This window comes from Comamonas trifloxystrobinivorans, from assembly GCF_043359985.1.
Classification (GTDB): domain Bacteria; phylum Pseudomonadota; class Gammaproteobacteria; order Burkholderiales; family Burkholderiaceae_C; genus Comamonas; species Comamonas trifloxystrobinivorans.
Genome location: NZ_JBHZGV010000007.1, coordinates 60,461 through 81,373, shown reverse-complemented (window position 1 = coordinate 81,373; position 20,913 = coordinate 60,461). Strand labels below are relative to the sequence as shown.

20 protein-coding genes are annotated in these 20,913 nt (G+C 57.4%); 13 read left to right on the top strand and 7 right to left on the bottom strand.

The window, feature by feature from the left end; all coding sequences use genetic code 11:
• Nucleotides 1-565 precede the first annotated feature (565 nt).
• The 3 genes from ACFIQF_RS09630 (at nucleotide 566) to ACFIQF_RS09620 (ending at nucleotide 4,310) form a co-directional block, all read left to right on the top strand.
• Nucleotides 566-1,816, top strand: coding sequence for a S1 family peptidase (locus tag ACFIQF_RS09630; protein ID WP_393942307.1), 1,251 nt, complete (start codon nucleotides 566-568; stop codon nucleotides 1,814-1,816).
• A gap of 87 nt (nucleotides 1,817-1,903) precedes the next feature.
• Entirely contained in the window at nucleotides 1,904-2,386 is a 483-nt protein-coding gene (locus ACFIQF_RS09625) for a hypothetical protein (RefSeq protein WP_393942305.1), read from the top strand.
• A 472-nt stretch (nucleotides 2,387-2,858) separates the two neighbouring features.
• Nucleotides 2,859-4,310 (top strand): SulP family inorganic anion transporter, encoded by a 1,452-nt coding sequence (locus tag ACFIQF_RS09620; RefSeq protein ID WP_393942303.1) that lies wholly within the window; start codon nucleotides 2,859-2,861, stop codon nucleotides 4,308-4,310.
• Between the two features lie 23 nt (nucleotides 4,311-4,333).
• On the opposite strand, the gene ACFIQF_RS09615 is transcribed toward ACFIQF_RS09620, so the two are convergent.
• The gene (locus ACFIQF_RS09615; RefSeq protein WP_393942301.1) at nucleotides 4,334-4,945 is read right to left on the bottom strand and encodes a helix-turn-helix domain-containing protein; all 612 of its coding nucleotides are present in this window, start codon (nucleotides 4,943-4,945) and stop codon (nucleotides 4,334-4,336) included.
• 231 nt (nucleotides 4,946-5,176) lie between these two features.
• On the opposite strand from ACFIQF_RS09615, the gene lhpI reads away from it, so the two are divergent.
• From lhpI to ACFIQF_RS09595, 4 genes are all read left to right on the top strand, one after another.
• Nucleotides 5,177-6,172, top strand: a complete 996-nt coding sequence (lhpI, locus tag ACFIQF_RS09610; protein WP_393942300.1) for a bifunctional Delta(1)-pyrroline-2-carboxylate/Delta(1)-piperideine-2-carboxylate reductase — start codon at nucleotides 5,177-5,179, stop codon at nucleotides 6,170-6,172.
• Nucleotides 6,173-6,292: 120 nt separating this feature from the next.
• Entirely contained in the window at nucleotides 6,293-7,549 is a 1,257-nt protein-coding gene (locus ACFIQF_RS09605) for an NAD(P)/FAD-dependent oxidoreductase (RefSeq protein WP_393942298.1), read from the top strand.
• 46 nt (nucleotides 7,550-7,595) lie between these two features.
• Nucleotides 7,596-8,948, top strand: a complete 1,353-nt coding sequence (gene brnQ / locus ACFIQF_RS09600; RefSeq protein WP_393942296.1) for a branched-chain amino acid transport system II carrier protein — start codon at nucleotides 7,596-7,598, stop codon at nucleotides 8,946-8,948.
• 98 nt (nucleotides 8,949-9,046) lie between these two features.
• Nucleotides 9,047-9,823: a YdcF family protein gene (locus tag ACFIQF_RS09595; RefSeq protein WP_393942294.1), complete on the top strand. Its 777-nt coding sequence runs from the start codon at nucleotides 9,047-9,049 to the stop codon at nucleotides 9,821-9,823.
• A 24-nt stretch (nucleotides 9,824-9,847) separates the two neighbouring features.
• Here ACFIQF_RS09595 and ACFIQF_RS09590 read toward each other — a convergent pair whose 3' ends face one another.
• The 4 genes from ACFIQF_RS09590 to ACFIQF_RS09575 all read right to left on the bottom strand — a co-directional run bounded on the left by ACFIQF_RS09590 (nucleotide 9,848) and on the right by ACFIQF_RS09575 (nucleotide 12,295).
• Nucleotides 9,848-10,072, bottom strand: coding sequence for a hypothetical protein (locus tag ACFIQF_RS09590; RefSeq protein WP_393942291.1), 225 nt, complete (start codon nucleotides 10,070-10,072; stop codon nucleotides 9,848-9,850).
• Nucleotides 10,073-10,273: 201 nt separating this feature from the next.
• Nucleotides 10,274-10,465 carry a CsbD family protein gene (locus ACFIQF_RS09585; protein WP_393942289.1) on the bottom strand — a complete coding sequence of 64 codons (192 nt, stop codon included), beginning with the start codon at nucleotides 10,463-10,465 and terminating at the stop codon, nucleotides 10,274-10,276.
• A gap of 568 nt (nucleotides 10,466-11,033) precedes the next feature.
• A complete protein-coding gene (locus ACFIQF_RS09580) occupies nucleotides 11,034-11,873 on the bottom strand; it encodes a LexA family transcriptional regulator (RefSeq protein WP_393942288.1) in 840 nt (279 codons plus the stop codon).
• Between the two features lie 137 nt (nucleotides 11,874-12,010).
• Complete coding sequence (locus tag ACFIQF_RS09575) at nucleotides 12,011-12,295, bottom strand: hypothetical protein (protein ID WP_393942286.1); 285 nt, start codon at nucleotides 12,293-12,295, stop codon at nucleotides 12,011-12,013.
• A gap of 53 nt (nucleotides 12,296-12,348) precedes the next feature.
• Here ACFIQF_RS09575 and ACFIQF_RS09570 point away from each other — a divergent pair, with 53 nt between their 5' ends.
• Complete coding sequence (locus ACFIQF_RS09570; protein WP_393942284.1) at nucleotides 12,349-12,849, top strand: PH domain-containing protein; 501 nt, start codon at nucleotides 12,349-12,351, stop codon at nucleotides 12,847-12,849.
• 186 nt (nucleotides 12,850-13,035) lie between these two features.
• Here ACFIQF_RS09570 and ACFIQF_RS09565 read toward each other — a convergent pair whose 3' ends face one another.
• Entirely contained in the window at nucleotides 13,036-13,254 is a 219-nt protein-coding gene (locus tag ACFIQF_RS09565; RefSeq protein ID WP_393942282.1) for a YMGG-like glycine zipper-containing protein, read from the bottom strand.
• Nucleotides 13,255-13,751: 497 nt separating this feature from the next.
• Between ACFIQF_RS09565 and ACFIQF_RS09560 the strand changes: the two genes are divergently transcribed.
• Nucleotides 13,752-14,381: a GNAT family N-acetyltransferase gene (locus ACFIQF_RS09560; RefSeq protein WP_393942280.1), complete on the top strand. Its 630-nt coding sequence runs from the start codon at nucleotides 13,752-13,754 to the stop codon at nucleotides 14,379-14,381.
• A 51-nt stretch (nucleotides 14,382-14,432) separates the two neighbouring features.
• On the opposite strand, the gene ACFIQF_RS09555 is transcribed toward ACFIQF_RS09560, so the two are convergent.
• Nucleotides 14,433-15,383 (bottom strand): LysR family transcriptional regulator, encoded by a 951-nt coding sequence (locus ACFIQF_RS09555; protein ID WP_393942278.1) that lies wholly within the window; start codon nucleotides 15,381-15,383, stop codon nucleotides 14,433-14,435.
• Nucleotides 15,384-15,489: 106 nt separating this feature from the next.
• Here ACFIQF_RS09555 and ACFIQF_RS09550 point away from each other — a divergent pair, with 106 nt between their 5' ends.
• Genes ACFIQF_RS09550 through ACFIQF_RS09535 form a run of 4 tightly spaced genes read left to right on the top strand, consistent with a single transcriptional unit; the run spans nucleotide 15,490 to nucleotide 20,892 of the window.
• Nucleotides 15,490-16,461, top strand: coding sequence for a Bug family tripartite tricarboxylate transporter substrate binding protein (locus ACFIQF_RS09550; RefSeq protein WP_393942628.1), 972 nt, complete (start codon nucleotides 15,490-15,492; stop codon nucleotides 16,459-16,461).
• A gap of 38 nt (nucleotides 16,462-16,499) precedes the next feature.
• The gene (locus ACFIQF_RS09545; RefSeq protein WP_393942277.1) at nucleotides 16,500-17,717 is read left to right on the top strand and encodes a CaiB/BaiF CoA transferase family protein; all 1,218 of its coding nucleotides are present in this window, start codon (nucleotides 16,500-16,502) and stop codon (nucleotides 17,715-17,717) included.
• A gap of 17 nt (nucleotides 17,718-17,734) precedes the next feature.
• Nucleotides 17,735-18,520 (top strand): enoyl-CoA hydratase/isomerase family protein, encoded by a 786-nt coding sequence (locus ACFIQF_RS09540; protein ID WP_393942275.1) that lies wholly within the window; start codon nucleotides 17,735-17,737, stop codon nucleotides 18,518-18,520.
• Nucleotides 18,521-18,567: 47 nt separating this feature from the next.
• On the top strand, nucleotides 18,568-20,892 hold the full coding sequence (locus ACFIQF_RS09535; protein WP_393942273.1) for an acyl-CoA dehydrogenase family protein: 2,325 nt from the start codon (nucleotides 18,568-18,570) through the stop codon (nucleotides 20,890-20,892).
• The last annotated feature ends 21 nt before the right edge of the window (nucleotides 20,893-20,913 follow it).

Here is a 20,913-nt window from a genome sequence, read left to right as displayed (position 1 = left end):
TTGTATCAAGCTTTGCGCTGGATGCTTGTTTGCCATTGGCGTTCAACGCAAACTAGTCCACGCCTCTGGCAACAAGATTTGCGTAAAGACATGGAAAGGTGGGTGGCATATGCAGGCACCCGTTATATGTCTTATGGATAGCAAAATCGTACATTGGCAGGAGGCTACTGAAACGATGCCCCTGTAATGGCCTCATGCTGAAACATCAAACACACGGCGCCGTTCTTGAGCGAGGTGTCGATCTGTTTGCCAACCCTGCGTTGGAGCATCTGAAAGCGGCAAAAGACGCCGGGACATCAACACAAATCGCTGTAGTTGGCCTTGATGCAGGCCGGCCTTAGGCGTTAACTGTTCTTATTTCGTAGGTCATTCACAGCTTCGTGCCTCTGAAGCGCTCATTGTCAAGCCTTCGAAATATAACAAACTCTTTTTTTGGGGATATTTTAGAAAAATAATTGCGATGTGTTAATTTGGATGATTTGGATAGGGTTTACGTTAACCTATTTTCATCTTCTGGCCCGCACTATGAGATTTACCGATCCCGGTAATTTTTTAGTGAGGATGTATGAAAAATTTAGCATTTGCGATTTTTGCTTTAAGCGTTAATGCGGTATATGCCGAAGAGGGGTTATATACTAGTCGTAGTGAGGCTATGAAGGGTGCTGGACTTGAAGCAATGATGGAGGAGAAAAATGTTTTACTTTTAAAAAATGCACAAGCTGAATACGAAACATACAAGAATAAACTAGGCGATGATTTTGGAGGTATGTGGATAGATTATGATGATGGAGGGAATCCTACGATTCATATAGGTGTTGTGGATTACGAAGCTATCAATAAAGTCAAGGCGGGTGTGGTTTATGGGGTTCCGACGAAAGTTGAATATTCTCTCGATGTTTTAAATGCCACTAAGGAGTTAATAGCGAATAGCTACTACTTGGATCGCATGGGGGATTCTAAAGAGTACTCTTATTTGCTGTCTACTTATGTTGATATTCCTGGTAATAAAGTGATTGTGACATCCAGGGCTGATGATTTTGATAAATTAAAAAAATGGCTCAAATCAAAGGATATTAATTTGGAGATGATGGGCTTTGTGGAGCAAGATGGGCCAGTTAGTCTGCATGCGAGATTGGTTGGTGGTGATGCGATTTTTTCAGGTCAGGCAAATAATCTTATGGGGTGCACTTCTGGTTTTAATGTAACAATAGATGGATATATTACCGGTGCAATGACTGCTGGTCATTGTGCATTGGGTGGTCAGGGTGTCTATTTCAATCGCGCTGGAAATCCAGCGACAGGCATCGTTCAGGGTCCATATATTGGGGCATATCTAGCCAACGAGTATAATAGTGGAGTTGATGCAGTACTTTTTGGCAATGAAAACAATGAGCATGAGTTGCCCAATGCAATACATACTACAACATCTTACTCTGAAGTTCCTGTCAGAGCTGTGCAGTCGGTTGAGTCATTGATAATGGGAGCACCTATTTGTCGTCATGGTGCTGTGACATTGTGGAAGTGCGGGAGATTAACTGCGTATAGCTCGAGTGAATTTACTGGATTTTATAGGCCAATGAATTATGCTCTAGCTTCTTTTTGTGGAGCGCGTGGCGATTCTGGAGGTCCGGTGGTAACTGATGCATTTCCAAATATGAATGCTATAGGTATTTATGGAGGAGCTAAAAGGTCTAATCAAACAAATACTTGTGGGGCAAGTGTAGGCGGAGGAGAGACTATTTCCTCAATATTTACGCCTGTAAGTTGGTATTTGGCAAGATACCCCAATGTTAGGATAAAAACAAGTCAACCTTAAATATTTGAATGGCAGGTATTTTAATGCCTGCTAGTTTAAATTATGAGATATCTTATACTTACTATATTTTTTTGTTTGACATCTATTGTGAATGCTGAATCAAAAAATTGTGCGCTCAGCACCAATCAGGAGTTGATGGAATTTTTCCAAAAAAATATGTTTATGATTCAAGCATCTGCTGGCGATGGATATGCAGGCTCGTGGTTGGATTATGACAAAAACAAGGATGTGGTCTTTGTTCTGGCATTGGTAAAGCCTGCGCAGTTGGATGAAAATTTTTATTGCCGATCAAGAATGCGGGTGGTGTATGTGAATAACACTTATGCTTATCTGGAAGAGGTCAATAAAAAAGTGGTTGAGGCTGTATCCAGTCGGGAAGTTTCAGGTGTTTATGGGGTGAATATTGATGTGCAGTCAAACTCTGTATTCGTCTATGCCAGGGCGGATAAATTTCAAGAGGTCAACGCATGGCTGAAAAAAGAGCATATGGACAATGGGGTTGTCAGACTCTTCCCACAAGATGCTCCTACTACGTTTGGCGGGCATTGGAGTGAAATGCTCAGCCAATGATTGAACAGGCTTTCTTCAGCTATTTCCCGATTATCTTGAGCACAACGCCGCTAGCTGGCGCATTACCCGGTACGTGTGAGCAGTAGGTTCGCCAAGCTTTGCCTTGGCCTGGTTTGCCTGGGCAAGCCCAGCCGAGCCGATAGAATGCAGCCCGTGCACACCAGCCTTCACTTTCAGCAACACCCGACCCGCAACGGGCAGGGCTGTGAGGCTGCACGTTTTTACAGCTTTGGCTTGCAGCGCATGGCGCGCGACGGCATGAGCCGGCAATCGGGGCGCACGCGCCTGACTCCGCCTTGAGATAAGCCTGCTGGCAGCAGCAGCGTTGCCTGTCAGCTTTTTACGCAACTCCCTTGCTCCCATCCACTCGCCAGCGCTTTGCGTTGGCTAGCGGCGTTGGTGCTTTTCTCTGGTTTTCTCCAGGCTTCGCTGGTGCCCGCAGACGCGGCTGCGCGGCGAGGCCCTTGTTTGCATGTCTCTTCGTTCTTATTTCTCTCGCGCAGAATGGGCGCCCAGTGTTCCGCGTGAGCTGATGGCCGGTGCCGTGGCCACTTTTGCGCTGATTCCGGAAGTGATCGCCTTTTCTTTTGTGGCTGGCGTGGATCCGGCAGTGGGGCTGTTTGCATCGTTTGTCATCAGCCTGGTCATTGCCTTTGCGGGCGCTCGGCCCGCCATGGTGTCGGCCGCCGCCGGCTCGGTGGCATTGGTGGCCGCACCGCTGGTGCAAGCGCATGGCTTGCAATACCTGCTGGCGGCCGGCGTGTTGGCAGGCCTGATGCAGATGCTGTTTGGATGGCTCAAGCTGGGCGTGTTGATGCGCTTTGTCTCGGGCTCGGTGCGCACGGGCTTTGTCAATGCCTTGGCAATCTTGATCTTCTCGGCGCAGATGCCGCACTTGCTGGGCGCCAACTTGGCCACTTGGGCCATGTGTGTCTTGGGCTTGGTGATCATCTACGGCCTGCCTCGCATCAGCAGTGCCGTGCCTTCGCCCTTGGTTTGCATTGTGGTGTTGACGCTGTTGGCGCAATGGCTGGGTTTGCCGCTCAAGACCGTGGCCGATCTGGGCGCGCTGCCGCAAGGCTTGCCCGGTTTTGGGCTGCCGGCCGTACCTTTGAACTGGGAGACGCTGCAGCTGATCGCTTTGCCCGCCTTGGCGATTGCGATGGTGGGTCTGCTGGAATCGATGATGACGGCCAGCGTGGTCGACGAGTTGACCGACACGCCCAGCAACAAGAACCGCGAATGCAGCGGCTTGGGCATGGCCAATGTGGCCGCCAGTTTTTTTGGCGGCATTGCCGGCTGCGGCATGATCGGGCAAAGCGTCAGCAACGTGCGTTACGGCGGGCGAGGGCGCTTGTCCACCTTGTTTGCTGGCGCGTTTTTGCTGATCTTGATGGTGCTGCTCAAGCCCTGGGTGTCGATGGTGCCGATTGCGGCACTGGTGGCCATCATGGTGATGGTGTCGGCCAGCACCTTCGATTGGGGCTCGGTGCGCGCCTTGCTCAAACACCCCAAACTCTCTAGCGCAGTGATGCTGGCGACAGTGGTCGTCACCGTGGCCACACACAACCTGGCGGCCGGTGTTTGCTGTGGCGTTTTGCTGAGCGGCGTGTTCTTTACCTTCAAAGTAGCGCGCTTGCTGACAGTCGAAAAATCTGAAACCGCAGACGCCGTGCTTTACCGGGTGAAAGGGCAAGTTTTCTTTGCTTCAGCCGATATCTTGCTGGAGCAGTTTGACGTGCGCGACGTGGCCAGCCGCGCCGTGCGCATAGACCTTTCGCAAGCCCATTTCTGGGACATCACCGCCGTAGCAGCCTTGCACAAAGTACGCCAACGCCTGGCCAAGCACGGCAGCCAAGTGGAACTGCTGGGCCTGAACGACCAAAGCCAGGGCTTGATGGAGCGGCTGGCTGTGCAGAGTTGAGGTTGGGGTTTAGTGCTGCCCCATCAGCGCAGCGTCACATGCGAGCAGACCCAGAGCACTTGCGCGTCTTCGGCGCCGCTGGAGATGCAGGCGTGGCCCATGGTGCTGTCGAAGTAGCAGGAGTCGCCGGGGCCGAGCTCCAGCGGGGCGTAGGAGTCGGTGTGTACCATGACTTTGCCGCTGATCACATAGACCATTTCTTCGCCATCATGGTTGAGCAGCTGCGGAAACTCGGCGCGCTCGTGCGCCTTGATGGTGGTGAACAGCGGGATGAAACGCTTGTCTGACAGATCGGTGTGCAGCATTTCATACACGTACTGCTGCGTGCTGTGCTGCACGCCTTCGCCCTTGCGGGTAACGCTGCGGCGGGCGCGCAATGCGTTTTGTTGTGGCGGGCTGAACAGCTCGCCCACGTCGATCTCCAGCCCTTTGGCCAGCGCGGCAATTTTTTCGTAAGTGGGCGAGAGCTGGCCGTGCTCAATTTTGGAGAGCGTGGAGACCGAGATGCCGCAGCGCTGGCTCAGTTGCTGCAAGGTGAGATCGGCCTGGCGGCGCAGCAGGCGCAGCTTGGTGGCAAGAATGCTGGTGGAGGCTTCGGCAGCTTCCGTATCTGGCAAAGGCGTGGTGTGGGGCATGGGCTGTGGTTGACCCGGTGGGTGCGCGCGGGCTGGGCTGGCAAGCCCGGCCGGTCTGCAGAACCGGTGCGTCTGCAAGTGTAGGGTCCGGCGCTGGCCAGCACGGGCGGCGTGGGCGGGAATACGCGCATTCCAGGGTAAACCCTAGAGAAATTTTTTCAAAGTATAAATAAAATTTCGTATACGAGAAATATTCCTCTTTAGTAGATTTGTTTTGTGAGCCCGAGTTGTATGCAGATTCTTGACCAGACCCAGACCGCCCACCATTTGCCCTTTGCCGCTTTGATCGACAGCATCGAGCAGATGTTCGTGCAAGGCTGCGAGGTGCCGCTGCGCCACAACCACGCAGTCCAAGGCGAAACGGCGGCCGACAACGGCATTTTGCTGCTGATGCCGGCCTGGCAGACGGGCAAGCGCCTGGGGGTGAAGACGGTGTCGATCTTCCCCGGCAACCAGGCCAAGGGCTTGCCGGGCTTGCACTCGGTTTTCATTTTGTACGACGCCAGCACCGGCGCGCCACTGGCTGTGCTGGATGGTGATGTGATTACCTCGCGCCGCACCGCCGCCGCCTCCGCGCTGGCCGCCCGTTGGCTGGCCAAGCCTGATGCCAGCAAGCTGCTGGTGGTGGGTGCAGGCCGTGTGGCCAGCCTGTTGGCCGACGCTTACCGCTGTGTGCGCGCCATCGAGCAGGTGCAGGTGTGGGACATTCGCCCCGAGGCGGCCGAAGCGCTGGCCGCCAGCCTGCGTGCCCAAGGCATTAACGCGCAGCCAGTGGCTGAGCTGGAGCAGGGCGTGCGCTGGGCCGATATCGTCACTTGCGCCACTTTGTCGACTGCGCCCATGGTCAAGGGCGAATGGTTGCAGCCGGGCGCGCACTTGGATTTGATTGGCGGTTTTACCCCCACCATGCGCGAGAGCGACGACGCTTGCTTTGCGCGTGGCACCGTGTTTGTCGATACCGCCGAAGCGCTGATGAAGGCGGGCGATATTCTGGACCCGATTGCCAGCGGTGCCTGGAGCCAGGAGCGCCTGGCCGCCACGCTGGAAGACCTGTGCCGCGGCAAGCACGCCGGGCGCAGCAGCGCTGACGAGATCACGGTTTACAAGGCAGTAGGCACGGCGCTGGAAGATGTGGCCGCCGCCTCGCTGGCTTACGACGCCTATATGGCACAGGCCGCCCAGGCTGCCAACACGCAGCGCAGCGCTGCCGAAAGCGTTAGCGCTTAAAAGCGGCGGCGCTGCGGCCTCGCCCACTTTCTTTTTCTTCTGCTGGTGTGTTGCCGAGCTGGCTGACCGTGCGTGTCGGCGGGCTGGGTGCATGCCCAAAATTTTCAAGAGATCCCGCTTATGGATCAATCTCCCCGTTGCGCCGTTGTGGGCGCAGGTTTCATCGGTTTGTGCACGGCGCTGGAGCTGCTCGAAAGCGGCGCTGCCGTTACCTTGATCGACCGCGATGCGCCCGGGCGCGGCGCATCGTTTGGCAATGCCGGCTTTATTGCCAGCGAATCGGTCGACCCGCTGGGCACGGCCGACACCATCCGCCGCGCCATGGGCTTGTTGCGCGACCCGCATGGTGCGCTTTCGGTGCCGCCCGGTAACTGGCAGAACAGCTTGCCGTGGATGCTGCGCATGGCGCTGTCGGCGCGGGCCGAGCGCGTCAAGCCAGCGCGCGTTGCTTTGTCTGCCTTGCTGAAAAATGCAGCGCCTGCCTGGAAGCAATTGCTGGCGCGCGAAGGCCTGTCTGGCCATTTGCTCGATGTGCACTACCTGCGCATTTGGGAAAAGCCTGAAGGCGAGGCTGCCGCCAAGGCCGAGGCTGCTTTTTACCGCGAATGGGGCATTGCCGCCGAGTTTGCCGACCGGGCGCAAATGGCCGCCCTGGAGCCGGCGCTGGCCGCCACCATCCACCACGCCGTGGTGCTGCCGCATGCGCACCGTGTGAGCGATCCGTTCGTGCTGTGCCAGGCTTTGTTCGATGTGTTTTTGCAGCGTGGCGGCCAGTGGCTGCAGCAAAACGTGAGCAGCGTGCTGCCGCAAGAGCAGGGCGTTGCCGTCAACGGCCAGCGCTATGACCGCGCCGTGGTTTGCGCTGGCGCTTACAGCGCTGATCTGCTGCGCCCCTTGGGCGTGCGCATTCCACTCATGGCTGAGCGCGGCTACCACCTGAACCTGCCGCATGTGCGCGGTTTGCTGCGCGGGCCGGTGTGTTCGGCCGAGCGCAATATTTTTATCAACCCGCTCGACGGCGGCTTGCGCGTGGTGGGCTTCAGCGAGCTGGGCGGCACGCAGCTGCCGCCCAAGCCCGAGCGTTTTGGCTCGCTGCGCCACCATGTGTCGGCCCTGCTGCCGCAAACCACGGCGCAGCTGGGCCAGGCGAGCGAATGGATGGGCATGCGCCCGACCTTGCCCGATTCGCTGCCCATCATCGACACGCACCCCCAGCACCCGCAGCTTGGCTTTGCCTTTGGCCACCAGCACGTTGGCGTAACGCTGGCGGCATTTACCGGCCAGCTCATGGCCGCGCAACTGCTGGGCCGTGGTGCTGCTATTGACCTGGCGCCTTACCGCGCTACCCGTTTCCCGTTCACAGGCTCTTTCCAGTGATTGTTTTTTCCACCCTTTCCCTCTCTGTTGCATACGAGGTTCGCGCATGGCATCTTCCCTGAGCTTTCGGCAGTTCATCTCGCTGGCTTTCTTCCTGTTCTCCATGTTTTTGGGCGCAGGCAATATCATCTTTGCGCCGCCGCTCGGGCAGGCTGCGGGCACCAGCCTGTGGGTCGCCATGGGCGGCTTTTTGATCACCGGCGTGGGCCTGGTGCTGCTGGCCATCATGGCGCTGTCGATCGCTGGCGGCAGCATCGAGAGCCTGGCCGGCCGCGTGAGCCCGGGCTTTGCTAAGTTTTTCTCGGTGCTGCTGTTCCTCACGCTTGGCCCCATCTACGTGGTGCCGCGCACCGCTGCCGTGGTGTATGAGGTGTCGGTGCTGCCCTTTGTGCCGCAGGATCTGCCTTTTGCCAGCGGCTGGGTGCTGTTCGCTTTTTCGGCACTCTTTATTTTTCTCACTATCTACCTGTCGCTGGAGCCCAAGAAGCTGGTGGCGCGCATGGGCGATGTGCTCACGCCGATCTTTATCGTGCTGCTGGTGGTGATTGTGGCCAAGTCGCTGATCACGCCTATCGGCCCTTGGGCAGCGCCGAGCGGCCCGTACGTGGAGCACGCTTTCGGCAAGGGCTTCACCATTGGCTACTACACCATGGACGTGTTGGCGGCCTTTGTGTTTGGCAAGATTTTCCTGGACGCAGCGCGTAATGCGGGCGTGCATTCCAGCCAGATGGCGACGCTGTTTGTGCGTGCCGGCGCTTTTGCGGTGCTGGCTTTGGCGGCCGTGCAACTGTCGCTCGCCAGCATGGGGGCCAGCAGCGTGAGCGTGCTGGGCGTCTCTACCAACGGCGGCCAGGCGCTGACCCAGATGGTCAAGCTGCTGCTGGGCAACCTGGGCGTGGGCATGCTGGCCTGCGTGATCATGATGACGGGCATCACCACTGCCATTGCCTGCCTGGCAGCGGTGGCCGAGTACTTCTCGCGCATCTGCCCGCAGCTCAGCTACAAGGGCTGGGTCTGGGCCTTTGGCGCGCTGAGCCTGCTGATCACCAACTTTGGCCTGACGACGATTTTGAAGTTCGCCTCGCCCGTGCTGCTGTTTTTGTACCCCATCGCCATCTCGCTGATTGCTTTGGTTTTCTTGAACAAGTGGTTCGGCGGCCAGCGCTCGGTGTACGTGGGCACGGTGATTGGCGCCGCCATCATGGGCTTTTTCGATGGCCTCAAGGACATCAACCTGTTGCCACAAGGCATTGCTGACGCGCTGGCACAATACCTGCCGTTGTACGCCAGCGGCATGGGCTGGATAGTGCTGGCACTGGCCGGCGGTGTGCTCGGTGCGCTGGCAGGCAAGCTGGCGGCTGGTAATGCGCCCGGCTTCAAGAACGTGCCGGTGGCCTGATCGCCCCGCCTGCTTTTAGCCGCAACGGCATCTGTGCAAACGCGCAGATGCCGTTTTTGTATGGGCTGGCGCTGCTTGTTAAAAGAAAGTGGGGGCGGATGATGTGGTTGCGAAGCGGGCTGGCGTTGCTGGCCACTGTATTGCTGGCGTTGGGGCTGGCGCCATTGAGCGCCGGCCATTTGCACCTGGGCGTCGTTGTGCCGGTGGTTTTGGGTGTGGGCGGTTGGTTGCTCACCTGGCGCTGGCCGGCAGTACAGCGCTGGCGCAAAGCCAGTTCTGCGCGCACCTGGTTGTGGCGCCTGTTTTGGCTCGGCCTGGTGTTGTGGGCGGCCAGCGTGGCCTGGTTGTGGAGCGTGATTGCCCAGGTGGGCAAAGCGCCGGCTGATGTGCCACCGGTAGTAGCCATGGTGGTGCTGGGCAGCGGAACGCAAGACGGCCAGCCGCGCCCAGCTTTGGCCATGCGCCTGGATACCGCTGCGCAACTGGCACAACTGCAACCGAAGGCTTTGGTGGCCGTGAGCGGTGGCGTGGATTTTGGCGAGAAGGAAAGCGAAGGCAGCGTGATGGCGCGCTACCTGGCCGAGCGGCACGGCATGCAGCCAGCCGCTTTGGTGCTGGAAGAAGCCAGCACCAGTACCGAACTGAATCTGGAACTGAGCAAACCGCTGCTGCAAGCGCGTGGCGTGGATTTGAACCAGCCCATCGCCATTGTCAGCAGCGATTTCCACCTGTGGCGCGCCTTGCGCACTGCCAAGCAACAAGGCTATACGCAACCGATTGGCGTTGCCGCACCCACGCCGCGCCTGACGCGCTTCAACGGCTGGCTGCGCGAATACTTTGCCGTGGCCAGCAGTTGGGCCTTGGGTGAATGGTAGGTGTTTGTAGCGCCTGAAGCTGGCTCAATGCTGCTTGGCGCGTTGCTGCTCCAGCTGCTTTTGCAAAGCCGTATGCAGGTACATCTGCGAGACGAACTGGTCTATGGCTTGCATGCGAACGCGTTGCAGCTCTTGGAGCATGGGCGGGAGCAAGAGCAGGCGGGCCAGCTCCTGCACCAGCAGTTCTTGCTGAAAGTGCAGGCTGTCTTGGCCATGGCGGCCAGGGGACAGGTGGGTGTCGTTAAACATGATGCATTCGGTAATCACTGGCTGGGCTTACATCGTTGGGGAAATACGGCGAGTTGCCGCTGGGAGGGACCGGGCTGAACCACGCGGTGTTGTCAGTGTGCAGATGCTCTGCCTGGCCCCAATGGCCACGCCAGCACCTGCTGAGCATTCGGCAATGGATGCCAGTTGGTGGTGCATGGTTCAGTCCCGCCGCGCTTGGGCTTAGCTCTTGATGGCTTTGGCCGCATCTTCGACAAGCTTCTTGGCTTCACCCACGGCTTGCTGGGCTTCGCCTTCCACCTGCTTGACCAGGCCCTTGGCCTGCTGCTCCGGGCTGTCGATCAACTCGCTCACTTTCTGCTGTACTTTGCCCACGGCTTCTTTGATCGAGCCTTTGACTTGATCGCTATTCATCCTGTCTCTCCGAAAAAATGCTTGCTGAACCGCCAGTGCTTAGCGGGAATGCCATCATATTTCTGGAGAAATCAGATGTGAGTTAGCGATTGTCTGAACTGATTGTCTGCCTTGTCTGACACGGTGTGTCAGCCGGAAGACCTGGTGCGCAGCAAGCAGAAAATTTCGTGCTGAATGCTTGCTCGCCATGGTGAAGAAGCAGTCCTAAGTCTCAACTGCTGCTGAGCACGATCGCTGTTTTTATTCTACGGACCCTGCACTGAATTTGCCGGAGTATTGAATTGCGACGCAGACAAGCAATTACATTAACAGCGGATCCCATCGCCCCATGCGGCAACTGAAGACTGCTATAAAGCGTGACCTGAAAAATAGACAATAGGGAACCTCTCAAAACCTCACTTTTGACAAATTCGCCTCAATGAAATCAATGGGTTGCGAATCGACTTTTTGAAAATTCAGGGGTTTTGAGAGGTCCCCGATAGGACATCCTATTTATTGAAATGGGAAAAAATGTTGAGGCTGCTGCAGATGTTTAGTGGTTTTTCATAAGATTCCATAATTTCAGCTTCTAGTACCGTTTACCTTCCCAAGCGATAAGTACTTTGGCAAATACAGTGAGCCTCATCCGTGGTTTGATTGTCCAATCGCGGTACTTTTTATTTTCACTGATAACGAGAATTCCCTCGCCGGGTATTCTCTGAAGTCTTTTAATGAATCCCTCCCCATCCACACTGAAGAAATAGACGCCATCTACGTCGCATCTGGTAACGCCCTTGTCGACTAGCAAGGGATCGCCAGGGTTGAACATGCCAAGCATGCTATCCCCAAAGCCGGTGACGATGGCGAGATTTTGAAACGAGGTGAAGGGGGGCAGGTTTTTATTTGCCCATTCTGTAGTAACGCCCCAATTGGTGATTGTCCCGGGCTGATCTGCAAGAACGAGTCCGTTCGTGCTCCTGTAGTCGTTTGTATCGAATTGGGGTATATGAAGAGCTTCTTGTTTTTGTATTGAGCCAGGCTTGTTCTGGATTTTCAATGCTGAAAGACTTGCGTCCGTATTTTGCGGATGACTGGGGATTTGAGCTACATCAAGCAAAGGCCATTCATTACGTTTTTTGCTCAAGCTTGCCGATAGTTCCACCCAGGCGTTGGCTTGCGGAATGAGTGACGGTGCAAAGTCACTAAGCAGGCAGTCCAGTTCTTCAGAGAATGCTACAGCTGCCTTTAAATTCAACGCTGTACGGCCGTGCAGGTAGTGTCCAACATTGGCCTGGCTGCCCAAGCCAAAGTATTCGGCAAATTCTGCCTGTGTACGCCTATGGCGCTCTCTCCACAGGCTCAAAAGCGTATCTGCCTCTGCTTTTTGCACAGAAGTGACGACGTTTCGACGGCGGGTTGGTTTAAACATGCATGGATTATTAGCTGCACTGCGGAAAAAACATAAAACTAGTACTACTAAGAGGATGGTGGTCCATGTGCTGTTTGATGTACATCCAAAACGGAGAGGATTGGACTTGGCGCCAGCTCTTTTGAGGTGAATCTGTTTTATTCATTCGTATGCTTTGCATACACCTTGCTGTTGGTGTCCTGCGATCCTGCCGCGATTGCTGTATTTGCATCAAATTCCATTTCTGCAGATGCATGTGATACGAGGGTGCTGGGTGTTTTATATTTTGTATGTGTTTGCCCTTGATTGAGCGTTTTGTCCAAGTTTGGAGAATGGCTTGTTGGAAATTTTTTGGTGCCGCGATGTGCTGTAGTAGTACAAATTTTAAAACTATCTGTGTAGTGTTGCGGTTGTGAGTTTGTAGTGCTTTTCTTGCTTTGCATGAAGGCGTGATTTTTTGTTGAGATTACCCCTAGAATGCGCCCAGGAGGTAACTATGGCGTCTTATGTCGAGAGTTCGTTATCGGTCGGTGAGCGCGTCGAATTTCGCGCAAAGGTTAGTTGGTTAAGTGTACTGCCGTCCTTGGTGACAGGGAGTATTTTTCTGCTGCTGGCAGGCGTTGGAGTGCTTGGTGGTGGTGCAGGAAATGTAGTTATCTGGTTGCTGTTTCTACTAGGTGTATGGTTTATTACGCGTGCCGTGTTACGGGTTCTAACAACAGAGTTAGCCATCACCAATAAGCGAGTGATTGCAAAGTTTGGGCTGATCCGTAGAAACACCGTGGAGATAAAGCTTCAACGGATTGAAAGTATCCAGGTAGACCAAGGGGTGCTTGGACGTATCTTTAACTTCGGCTCGGTAGTGGTTGCAGGAGCGGGTAATCCGCAGGCACCAATTCCAGGGATTGACGCACCGCTGGTGTTCCGCAAGCAATTTGCGGAAGTTCAGGAAGTTGCAGAGCACATGGATGCCAAGCGCTTGGCGAAGCAGGACTAGGGTCGGTTGAGAATCACTGGGGGGCTGCCAAGCAGATCGTTGGATCTGCATACGTTCCATGCCATGTACTTGGCTGCTGCTCGGTAATCGGTGTCTCACAAAAACAAAAAACCTCCGCTGCCATCGCAGGGAGGTGCTCTTGGGGGCAAGCGGGCTGGCTCAGCAGCCCGTCACTGGCGGGCGTGATCAGTCCTTGCTTTTACCCACTTCGTTGCCAATCAGCGCACCAGCCGCAGCGCCACCCACCGTTCCCAAGGTGCCGCCAAACACTGCGTTGCCCACCACACCACCGGCTACAGCGCCCACGCCGGTGCCCACTTGCTGGTTGGTGGGGTTGCTGGAACAGCCGACCAGGCCGAATGCGGCAGCGCAGGCCGCGGTAGAGATAAGGAGACGCAGGTTCATGATGGGTTCCTCAAAACAGTCAGATCACAGAAATTAGGCGTCGCAAGACACCGTGTTGGCGTGGGCCGGCAACTGAAAACCGCTAGTTTGCAGCTGCGCATGACCCATGGTGCTAACTGTCGCGCATTCAGCGGTTTGGGGCTGTAGGGCCGCCCATGGAGGGCTTGTAGGAGCCTTTCAGTCAGTTGTGAGCGGGAATGTCTTTCGCCCGCTTCGCCGCGTTGATGCTTGAAAAGCGGCAAGTATCTATGCATCTATCTATTCACGCCTGATGCAGCGTTGGCGTTGGGTTCTGCATCGCCAAGCGTTTGACTGCTACCCTGCCAGGGCCTGCAGGCTGCGCCGGATAAGGCATTGCGCTTGGTGATCAGTTGCTCGCACTCAGGCAAATTTGATGATGTCCGGTTGTGCTGATGAGGAAATATCTATTCATCTTGCTATTCGACATCCATTCTGGTTTTCATTCACCTAGACCAATTGATGGTCTGAGTGTGGGCTTGGAAGTCGACGACAACAGCCTGCGCAGTTCCAGGTCTCGTCTGGCCATGTATTTGTCGAACGCGGTTCACGCGAAATCAGCTACGCTTGCAGCCATGACACAAACCATCGAGCTTTGCGCCGGACAAGCAGGTGACGCTGCCACAATCTCGGCGCTGGCGATACAGGTTTTTCTGGATACCTATGCGACGGAAGGCATTCGCCCCGAACTGGCGAGGGAAGCGCTACGCGAGTACTGCACGCAGGCATTCGAGTGTCGGCTGTGCGAAGCAAAGCGCCGATTTCTGTTGGCAAAGCGGGGTGATGCTTTGCTGGGATTCGCTGAACTGCACACAGAGGCCCAAGCCTCTCCTGCTGGCACCCTTGTTGGAGCCGAGCTGATTCGGCTGTATGTGCAGCCTGCCATGCAGGGCCAGGGAGTAGGTGGTCGCTTATTGCGCGCCGCTGAGCAGTTGGCCCAAGATGCAGACGCGCGCTCTGTCTGGCTCACGGTCTGGAGCGGCAACCACAGAGCGCAAAAATTTTATGCCCGAAAGGGCTACACCGATCCTGGCGAGACAAAGTACGCCATCGAAGGGGTTGAATACAGTAATCGGGTGTTGGCGAATGCGAAGTGTTCGTTCGATTGATCAAAATTCGCTGGTGTCGTCAGTTGGTCATTCGGTGTAGCCCGGCAGGCATCAGCCGCCATAGCGTGCCGGCCAGCGTCCATCCGCAATCAGTTGCTGCGCCAGCTCGCGCAGCAAATGGCTCAGGCTGGATGTGGCGATGGAAGGCGCTGTAGTCGCCCGGCTGGCCACAAAGACCGGGCGCGATATCTCCGGGCCCACCACATCGACAGCGGCCAGCAGACCTTGCTGAACTTCTTGCACTACGGCGGCATAAGACAGCAGGCTGCAGCCCACGCCACTGGCGACCACGTCGATCAGTTGCTGGATGGTGTTGACCTCGGCAATCGGGCGCAGCTTGAGCCGGTTGGCGGCAGCGTAGCTCTCCAGCAGCATGCGCAAACCATGCTCGGGCGCGGGCAGCACCAGCGGCACATCGGCGAGTGCTGAAAACTGGATTGGTTGCAGCTTGCGCGGCGTTTTGCGGCTGCGGCCCGTGGGGCCGGGCGGGGTGATCAGTACCAGCTTTTCTTGTGCCAGTGGCTCGTAGCGCAGCGCCGGGTTGCTGTGTTCGGCAAAGGTGATACCCAGGTCGATATGCGATTGCAGCAGTTGCTCCGGGATATAGCCGGTGCTCATCTCCACAATTTGCAACTGCACTTGCGGCCAGCGCGCCAGGGCGGCGTTGAGCAGTGGCACGGTCAGCAGTTTGGACATGGATTGCGGCAAACCGATGCTGACTCGGCCCGAAGGCGTGGCTTGCAGCTGGCGCACATCTTGCAAAGCCAGATCGAATGCGCCCAGCAGTTGCTGCGCATGCAGGGCCAGGCGCTTGCCTGCTTCGGTGGCCTGCACACCTTGGGCGCTGCGCGCGAAGAGTTGCACGCCCAGGTCTTCTTCCAGGTTCTTGATTTGCAAGCTCATGGCCGGCTGGGCAATGTGCATGTGTTCGGCAGCGCGCGATATGGAGCCGGTGGCGCACACGGCCAGTAAGCAGCGCAGGCTGCGCAGGTCGGTAGCCATAAGAAGTTTATATACCTAGCATCAAAATTCCGTCTTTGACCTTTATAGCACCGTTGCGCACAGTGGAGGTTCGCTAACCCAAATAAAACGACAGGAGACCTGCATGCTGAACCTCAATCGCCGCCAAGCTTTGCTGGGCACGGGCGCTGCCCTGATGACGGCCGCTCTGCCAGCCCGCGCCAGTGGGCCCACCATTCGGATCGTGGTGCCATTTGCGCCAGGCGGCCCGGGTGATTTCACCGGCCGCCTGGTGGCTTTGCACCTGGCCAAGGTGCTCGACCAGACCGTGATCGTCGACAACAAACCCGGCGCCAACGGCAACCTGGGCGCGCAATTGGTGGCCGATGCGCCGGCCGATGGCAACACCATCTTGCTCAACACCGTGGGCATGCAGGCCATCAATCCCTTGCTGTACCCGAGCCTGCGCTACAGCCCGAGCAAAGATTTTGTGACCCTGGGCATTGGCTCGGTGGTGCCCAACGTGATGGTGGTCCACCCCAGCAAATTGGGCGTGCAGTCGCTGCAAGACCTGGTGGCTCTGGCCAAAAAAGAGCCGGGCAAGCTGAGCTATGCCACCTTTGGCCCTGGCAGCTCGCCGCATATCTACACCTCGCTGCTGCTGAAAAACGCCGGCATTGAAGCGGTGCAAGTGCCGTACAAAGGCAGTGCGCCGGCCAGTGCGGATGTGATGGCCGGCAATGTGGATTGCCTGTTCGACAGCATGACAACCTCGGTCGGACTGATCAACGGCGGCAAGCTCAAAGGCTTGGCGATTGCCTCGGCGCAGCGCTCGCCGCTGCTCAAAGACGTGCCGACGATGAAGGAATGCGGTTACCCCGATGTGGCATTGAAGTTCTGGCTGTCGTTGCAAATCAGCGCCAAAACGCCGGCGCCCGTGGTTGATGCCTTGCGCAAGGCGCTCTACGCCTGCTTGCAGAACCAGGAATACGTGGACGCACTGCAGGCGCGTGGCGCCGAGGCTTTGGCGATTGCTCCCGACCAGGTGCACAGCTTTGTGCTGCAGGACACAGCGCATTGGCAGGCGTTGGGCAAAGAGATCAATATCCAGCCGGTTTGATGGCGCCAGGCGCTTGGTGATAAGGAAAAGGAAGAGTGATGCAAGCCTTACGCGGTTTGAAAGTGGTGGATTTGAGCAAGGTGCTCGCCGGGCCCTTGTGTGGCCAGTACCTGGGCAATCTGGGGGCCGATGTGACCAAGGTAGAGCCTGTGGGGCTGGGCGACGACACGCGGGGCTGGCTGCCGCAAAAACAAGGCGAATCGGCCACGTTTTTGGCGGTGAACCACAACAAGCGCAGCATTGCGCTGGATCTGAAAACCGCTGAGGGCCGGGCCATCGTGCAGCGCCTGGTGCAGGACGCCGATATCGTGCTGCAAGGTTTTGGCGCTGGCACGGCGCAAAAACTGGGCGTGGATTACGCCAGCTTGTCAGCGCTGAACCCGCGCCTGATTTATTGCGAAATATCGGGCTATGGCCGGGAAGGCCCGCTGGGCAAGGAGCCGGGGTACGACGTGATGCTGCAAGCCTTCAGCGGCATGGTCAGCGTCATGGGCGAAGAGGGCGGCCCCATGGTGCGCGCCACTTTCTCGCCCGTCGATCTGGGCACCGGCATGATGGCTTTCAGCGGCGTATTGGCGGCGGTGATCGAGCGTTCGCAAACCGGTCGCGGCGTCTATGTTGAGGTGTCGTTGCTGGACACGGCCATGGGCTTGATGGGCTACTTGGCGCAAAACTTCTGGTGCTCGGGCCAGCTGCCGCAGCGCATGGGCACCGGCCACCCGGCCATGGCGCCGTACCAGGTTTTCATGGCTTCCGACGGCCCGGTCATGGTGGGCGTTGGCAACGATAGCCAGTGGAAAAAGTTCTGCCCCGTGGCCGGCTTGTCGCAGTATGTGGACGACCCGCGTTTTGCCCGCAATGCCGACCGCGTAGCCCACTTTGCCGAGACGGTAGCGCTGGTGCAGCAAGTGATTGCCCAGCAGCCGGTGGCCCATTGGGTGCAAGCCTTGCAGGCCGTGGGCGTGCCTTGTGCGCCCATCAACAACCTGCAGCAGGCGCTGGAGCACCCGCAAATTGCTGCGCGCCAGGTGGTGGGTTTTTCGCAGCACGCCAGCCTGGGCAACATGCCCAGCGTGAACCTGCCCATCAGCTTTGACCAGCAACCGCGTGCCCAGCGCAGTGCGCCACCTTTGCTGGGCCAACACACGAAGGACATCTTGCGCGATGCAGGTTACAGCGAAGCGCAGATTGCCGAGTTTTTGCAGCAGCGGGTGGTGGTGCAAAACGAGCATAGCCAAACTGACGCCCAGGCTTGAACCCAGAGGAAAGAACCATGACAACCGCAAGCATCCACTACGAAGTTCGCAACCAGGTGGCAGAGATTCTGCTCGACTGCCCACCCGTCAACGCCATCACCGAAGCGCTGATGGACCGCCTGCTGGCGCTCTTGGCGCAAGCGGGCAGCGATCCGGCCGTGAAAGCCGTGATTCTGGGCAGCGCCGTGCCGCGCCGCTTTTGTGCCGGCCTGCACCTGAGCGAAATGGGCAACGCCAGCTTCGAGAAAAAGCTGCAATTGGTGGAAAAGCTTTATCTCGGCCTGTTCGATGCGCAGGCGCGGCTGGGCAAGCCGTCCATTGCCGCCGTCAATGGAACGGCGCGTGGCGGTGGCATGACGCTGGCCGTTTCCTGCGACATGCTGGTGGCGGCAGACGACGCCAGCTTTGGCTACCCCGAGATCGACGTGGGCGTGACGCCCGCCATCCACTACACCCATCTGCCGCGCATCATCGGCCGCCACCGGGCGTTTGAGCTGCTGTTTACTGGGCGCAGTTTTGGCGCGGCGGAGGCTTTGCAGCTGGGTTTGGTGAACGAGGTAGTGCCTGAAGCCCAGGTTATGGAGCGCGCCCGCGCCATTGCCCAGCAACTGGCCGCCAAATCGCCCTTGGTCATGCGGCTGGGGCGCCAGGCCTTCTACAAAGCGGTCGACGTGGAATACCGCCGCGGCGTGGCGTCAGCCGTCGAGCATTTCGGCAACGTAGCCGGCACCGAAGACGCCCACGAAGGCATGGCTGCTTTTGTGGAGAAGCGCGCTCCCCGTTGGCCCTCTGACCAGCGTTGATGGGCAAGTGCCGTGGACTTCGTGATTAGTTACCTGAGCTGTTCAACATGACCGATAACTCCCTGCATCTTGAGAAATTTCGCCAAGAAGTACGCCAGTTTCTGGCATCTGCTGTGCCAGAGGACATCAAGGCTTCCACCCGCTCTCATGCGCTGGTAACGCGTGAACAGGCCAAGCGCTGGCAGCAAATACTGCATCAAAAAGGCTGGGCAGCGCCTTCTTGGCCGCAGCGCTATGGCGGCACCGGCTGGTCGCTGGGCGAGCAAGCCATCTTCAAAGAGGAGCTGGCCGCAAGCGATGCTCCGCATGCCGAGAACCTGGGTATCGATACGATTGGCCCAACCTTGATGCGCTTTGGCACGGCCGAGCAGTGCGAACGCTTTTTGGGCCGCATGCTGAGCTTTGAAGACTATTGGGCGCAAGGCTATTCGGAGCCGGAGGCCGGATCGGACCTGGCAGCGCTGAAAACCTCCGCTGTTTGGGCTGACCAGACATGGGTGTTGAACGGCAGCAAGATTTGGCAAAGCCTGGGCCATTGGGCCAATTGGGCCATCGTCTTGGCGCGTAGCCATTTTGACTCAGCCAAGAAACAAGAGGGCATATCGGTATTTTTGGTGGATTTGACAGCCCCAGGCGTCACGGTGCGCCCCATCCAATACATGCATGGCGCGCCGTTTCATGTACAGATATTTTTCGACAATGTGCAGGTGCCTGCAGATCAGTTGGTGGGCGAGGTCAACGGCGGCTGGGCTATTGCCAAGGGGCTGCTGGTCATCGAGAGATTGTTTGTGGCACGAGTGGCGGAGTGCAAAGCCGCTCTGGCGAAGCTGCAGGCCAATATGGACAGGCGCCTTGCATCAGGCCGCTCCCATCTGAACACCAGTTTTTTGTGCAGCCGCTTGGCTGCGCTCCAGATTCGTGGCGAAGCACTGGAGTCTTGTTGGAAACCTGCGATCGCCTTGGCGGAAGCCGGCGGCAGCCCTTCACTCGAAGCCTCGTTGCTCAAGCTCGATGGTATTGAGTTGCTCCAAGACATCCATTTGCTCGACATGGATCTGCGTGGCAACTTGGCCCTGCGCTTGAATGCCGAGGCGCTGCAGGGGCTGCCGGCCGAATATCCAGAGGCCGTGGATGGCAATGCTGCGTTGGGTTTTTGGCGCTATCGCGGCAGCTCGCTGGCAGGGGGCTCCACCGAGATTCAGCTGGGCATTGTGGCCAAGACCTTGTTGCAGCAACGGACGCCATTGCACCAGGTGTCCGAGTCCCGGCTAGCGCCAGAGCTGGCGATGCTGCTGGACTCCCTGAACCACTGGCTGCAAAAAAATCACAGCTTCGAGCTGCGGCAAAAAGAACTGACCCTCGCCAGCGAAGGCTCCATAGTCGCTGCGATGTCGGATTTTGGTGTCCTGACGATGGGGCTGCCTGAGCGCCTGGAGGGGCTTGGGCGGCCGATGGCGGACCTTATTCGAGTCAACGCCGTGTTGGCTGAGTCGCTGCTGCTAGAGCCGGTGCTGTGGCAGCACCTGTTGCCTTTGCATTTTTTGCAGATGCTGGCGCCGCAGCCGCACATTGACGCAATGCTGCTGGCTTTGAGCACGGGTGAAAGCAAGTTCGCGGTATGGCTGGAAGACGGCGATGTACCTGATGCCGTGTGCTTGAAAGCAGGCGAGGGCTGGCAACTGTCGGTGCAGGCGCCGCTTGTCATGGGCAGCCCTGTCGGGGCAGGCTTGCTGCTGATCGCCTGTGAGCAAGGCAGCACAGATCCGTTGCTGTTCTGCTTGTCGCCGGAGGATCTGCAACGCTGCGCAGACGAGGGCAGTTTGCAAGCCTATCGTTTACATGATGGACGGCCGGCATTCTCCATCAAGGCAAAAAGCATAGTCGTCACTGAGCAGCAACTGCTTGCCAAGGGCGAGCACGTGGCTCTGGCGCTGCAGGACACCCGCAGTCTCGCCAACCTGGCTTTGTGTGCGGAGAGCATTGGCATCTGTCGCCTGGCCCTGCGGCAAACGGCGGATTACCTGGGTACGCGCAAGCAATTCTCACGGCCATTGGCAGATTTCCAGGTGCTTCAGCATCGCTTGGCGGATCTGTTCAGGCAATGGCACAAAGCCCACTGTTATTTGGAATGCATCTTGGACCAGGAGCCGCGTCACACGCCGGCCGAGCGCTGGCGCCAGGCCAGCAAATTGAAATATCTCGCAGGGGTTGCAGGGCGCCGTATTGCGTTGGATGTGTTGCAGCTGCATGGCGCGATAGGTTTCCAAGATGAAACCCCCATCAGCCATCTGGCGAAACGGGTGTTCAACAACGATTTGTTGTTGGGTAGCTCCGAGCAACATCTGGCTCGCTTGCTCGAAGCGCATATTTAAAAAACGATGAAGGAGACAATG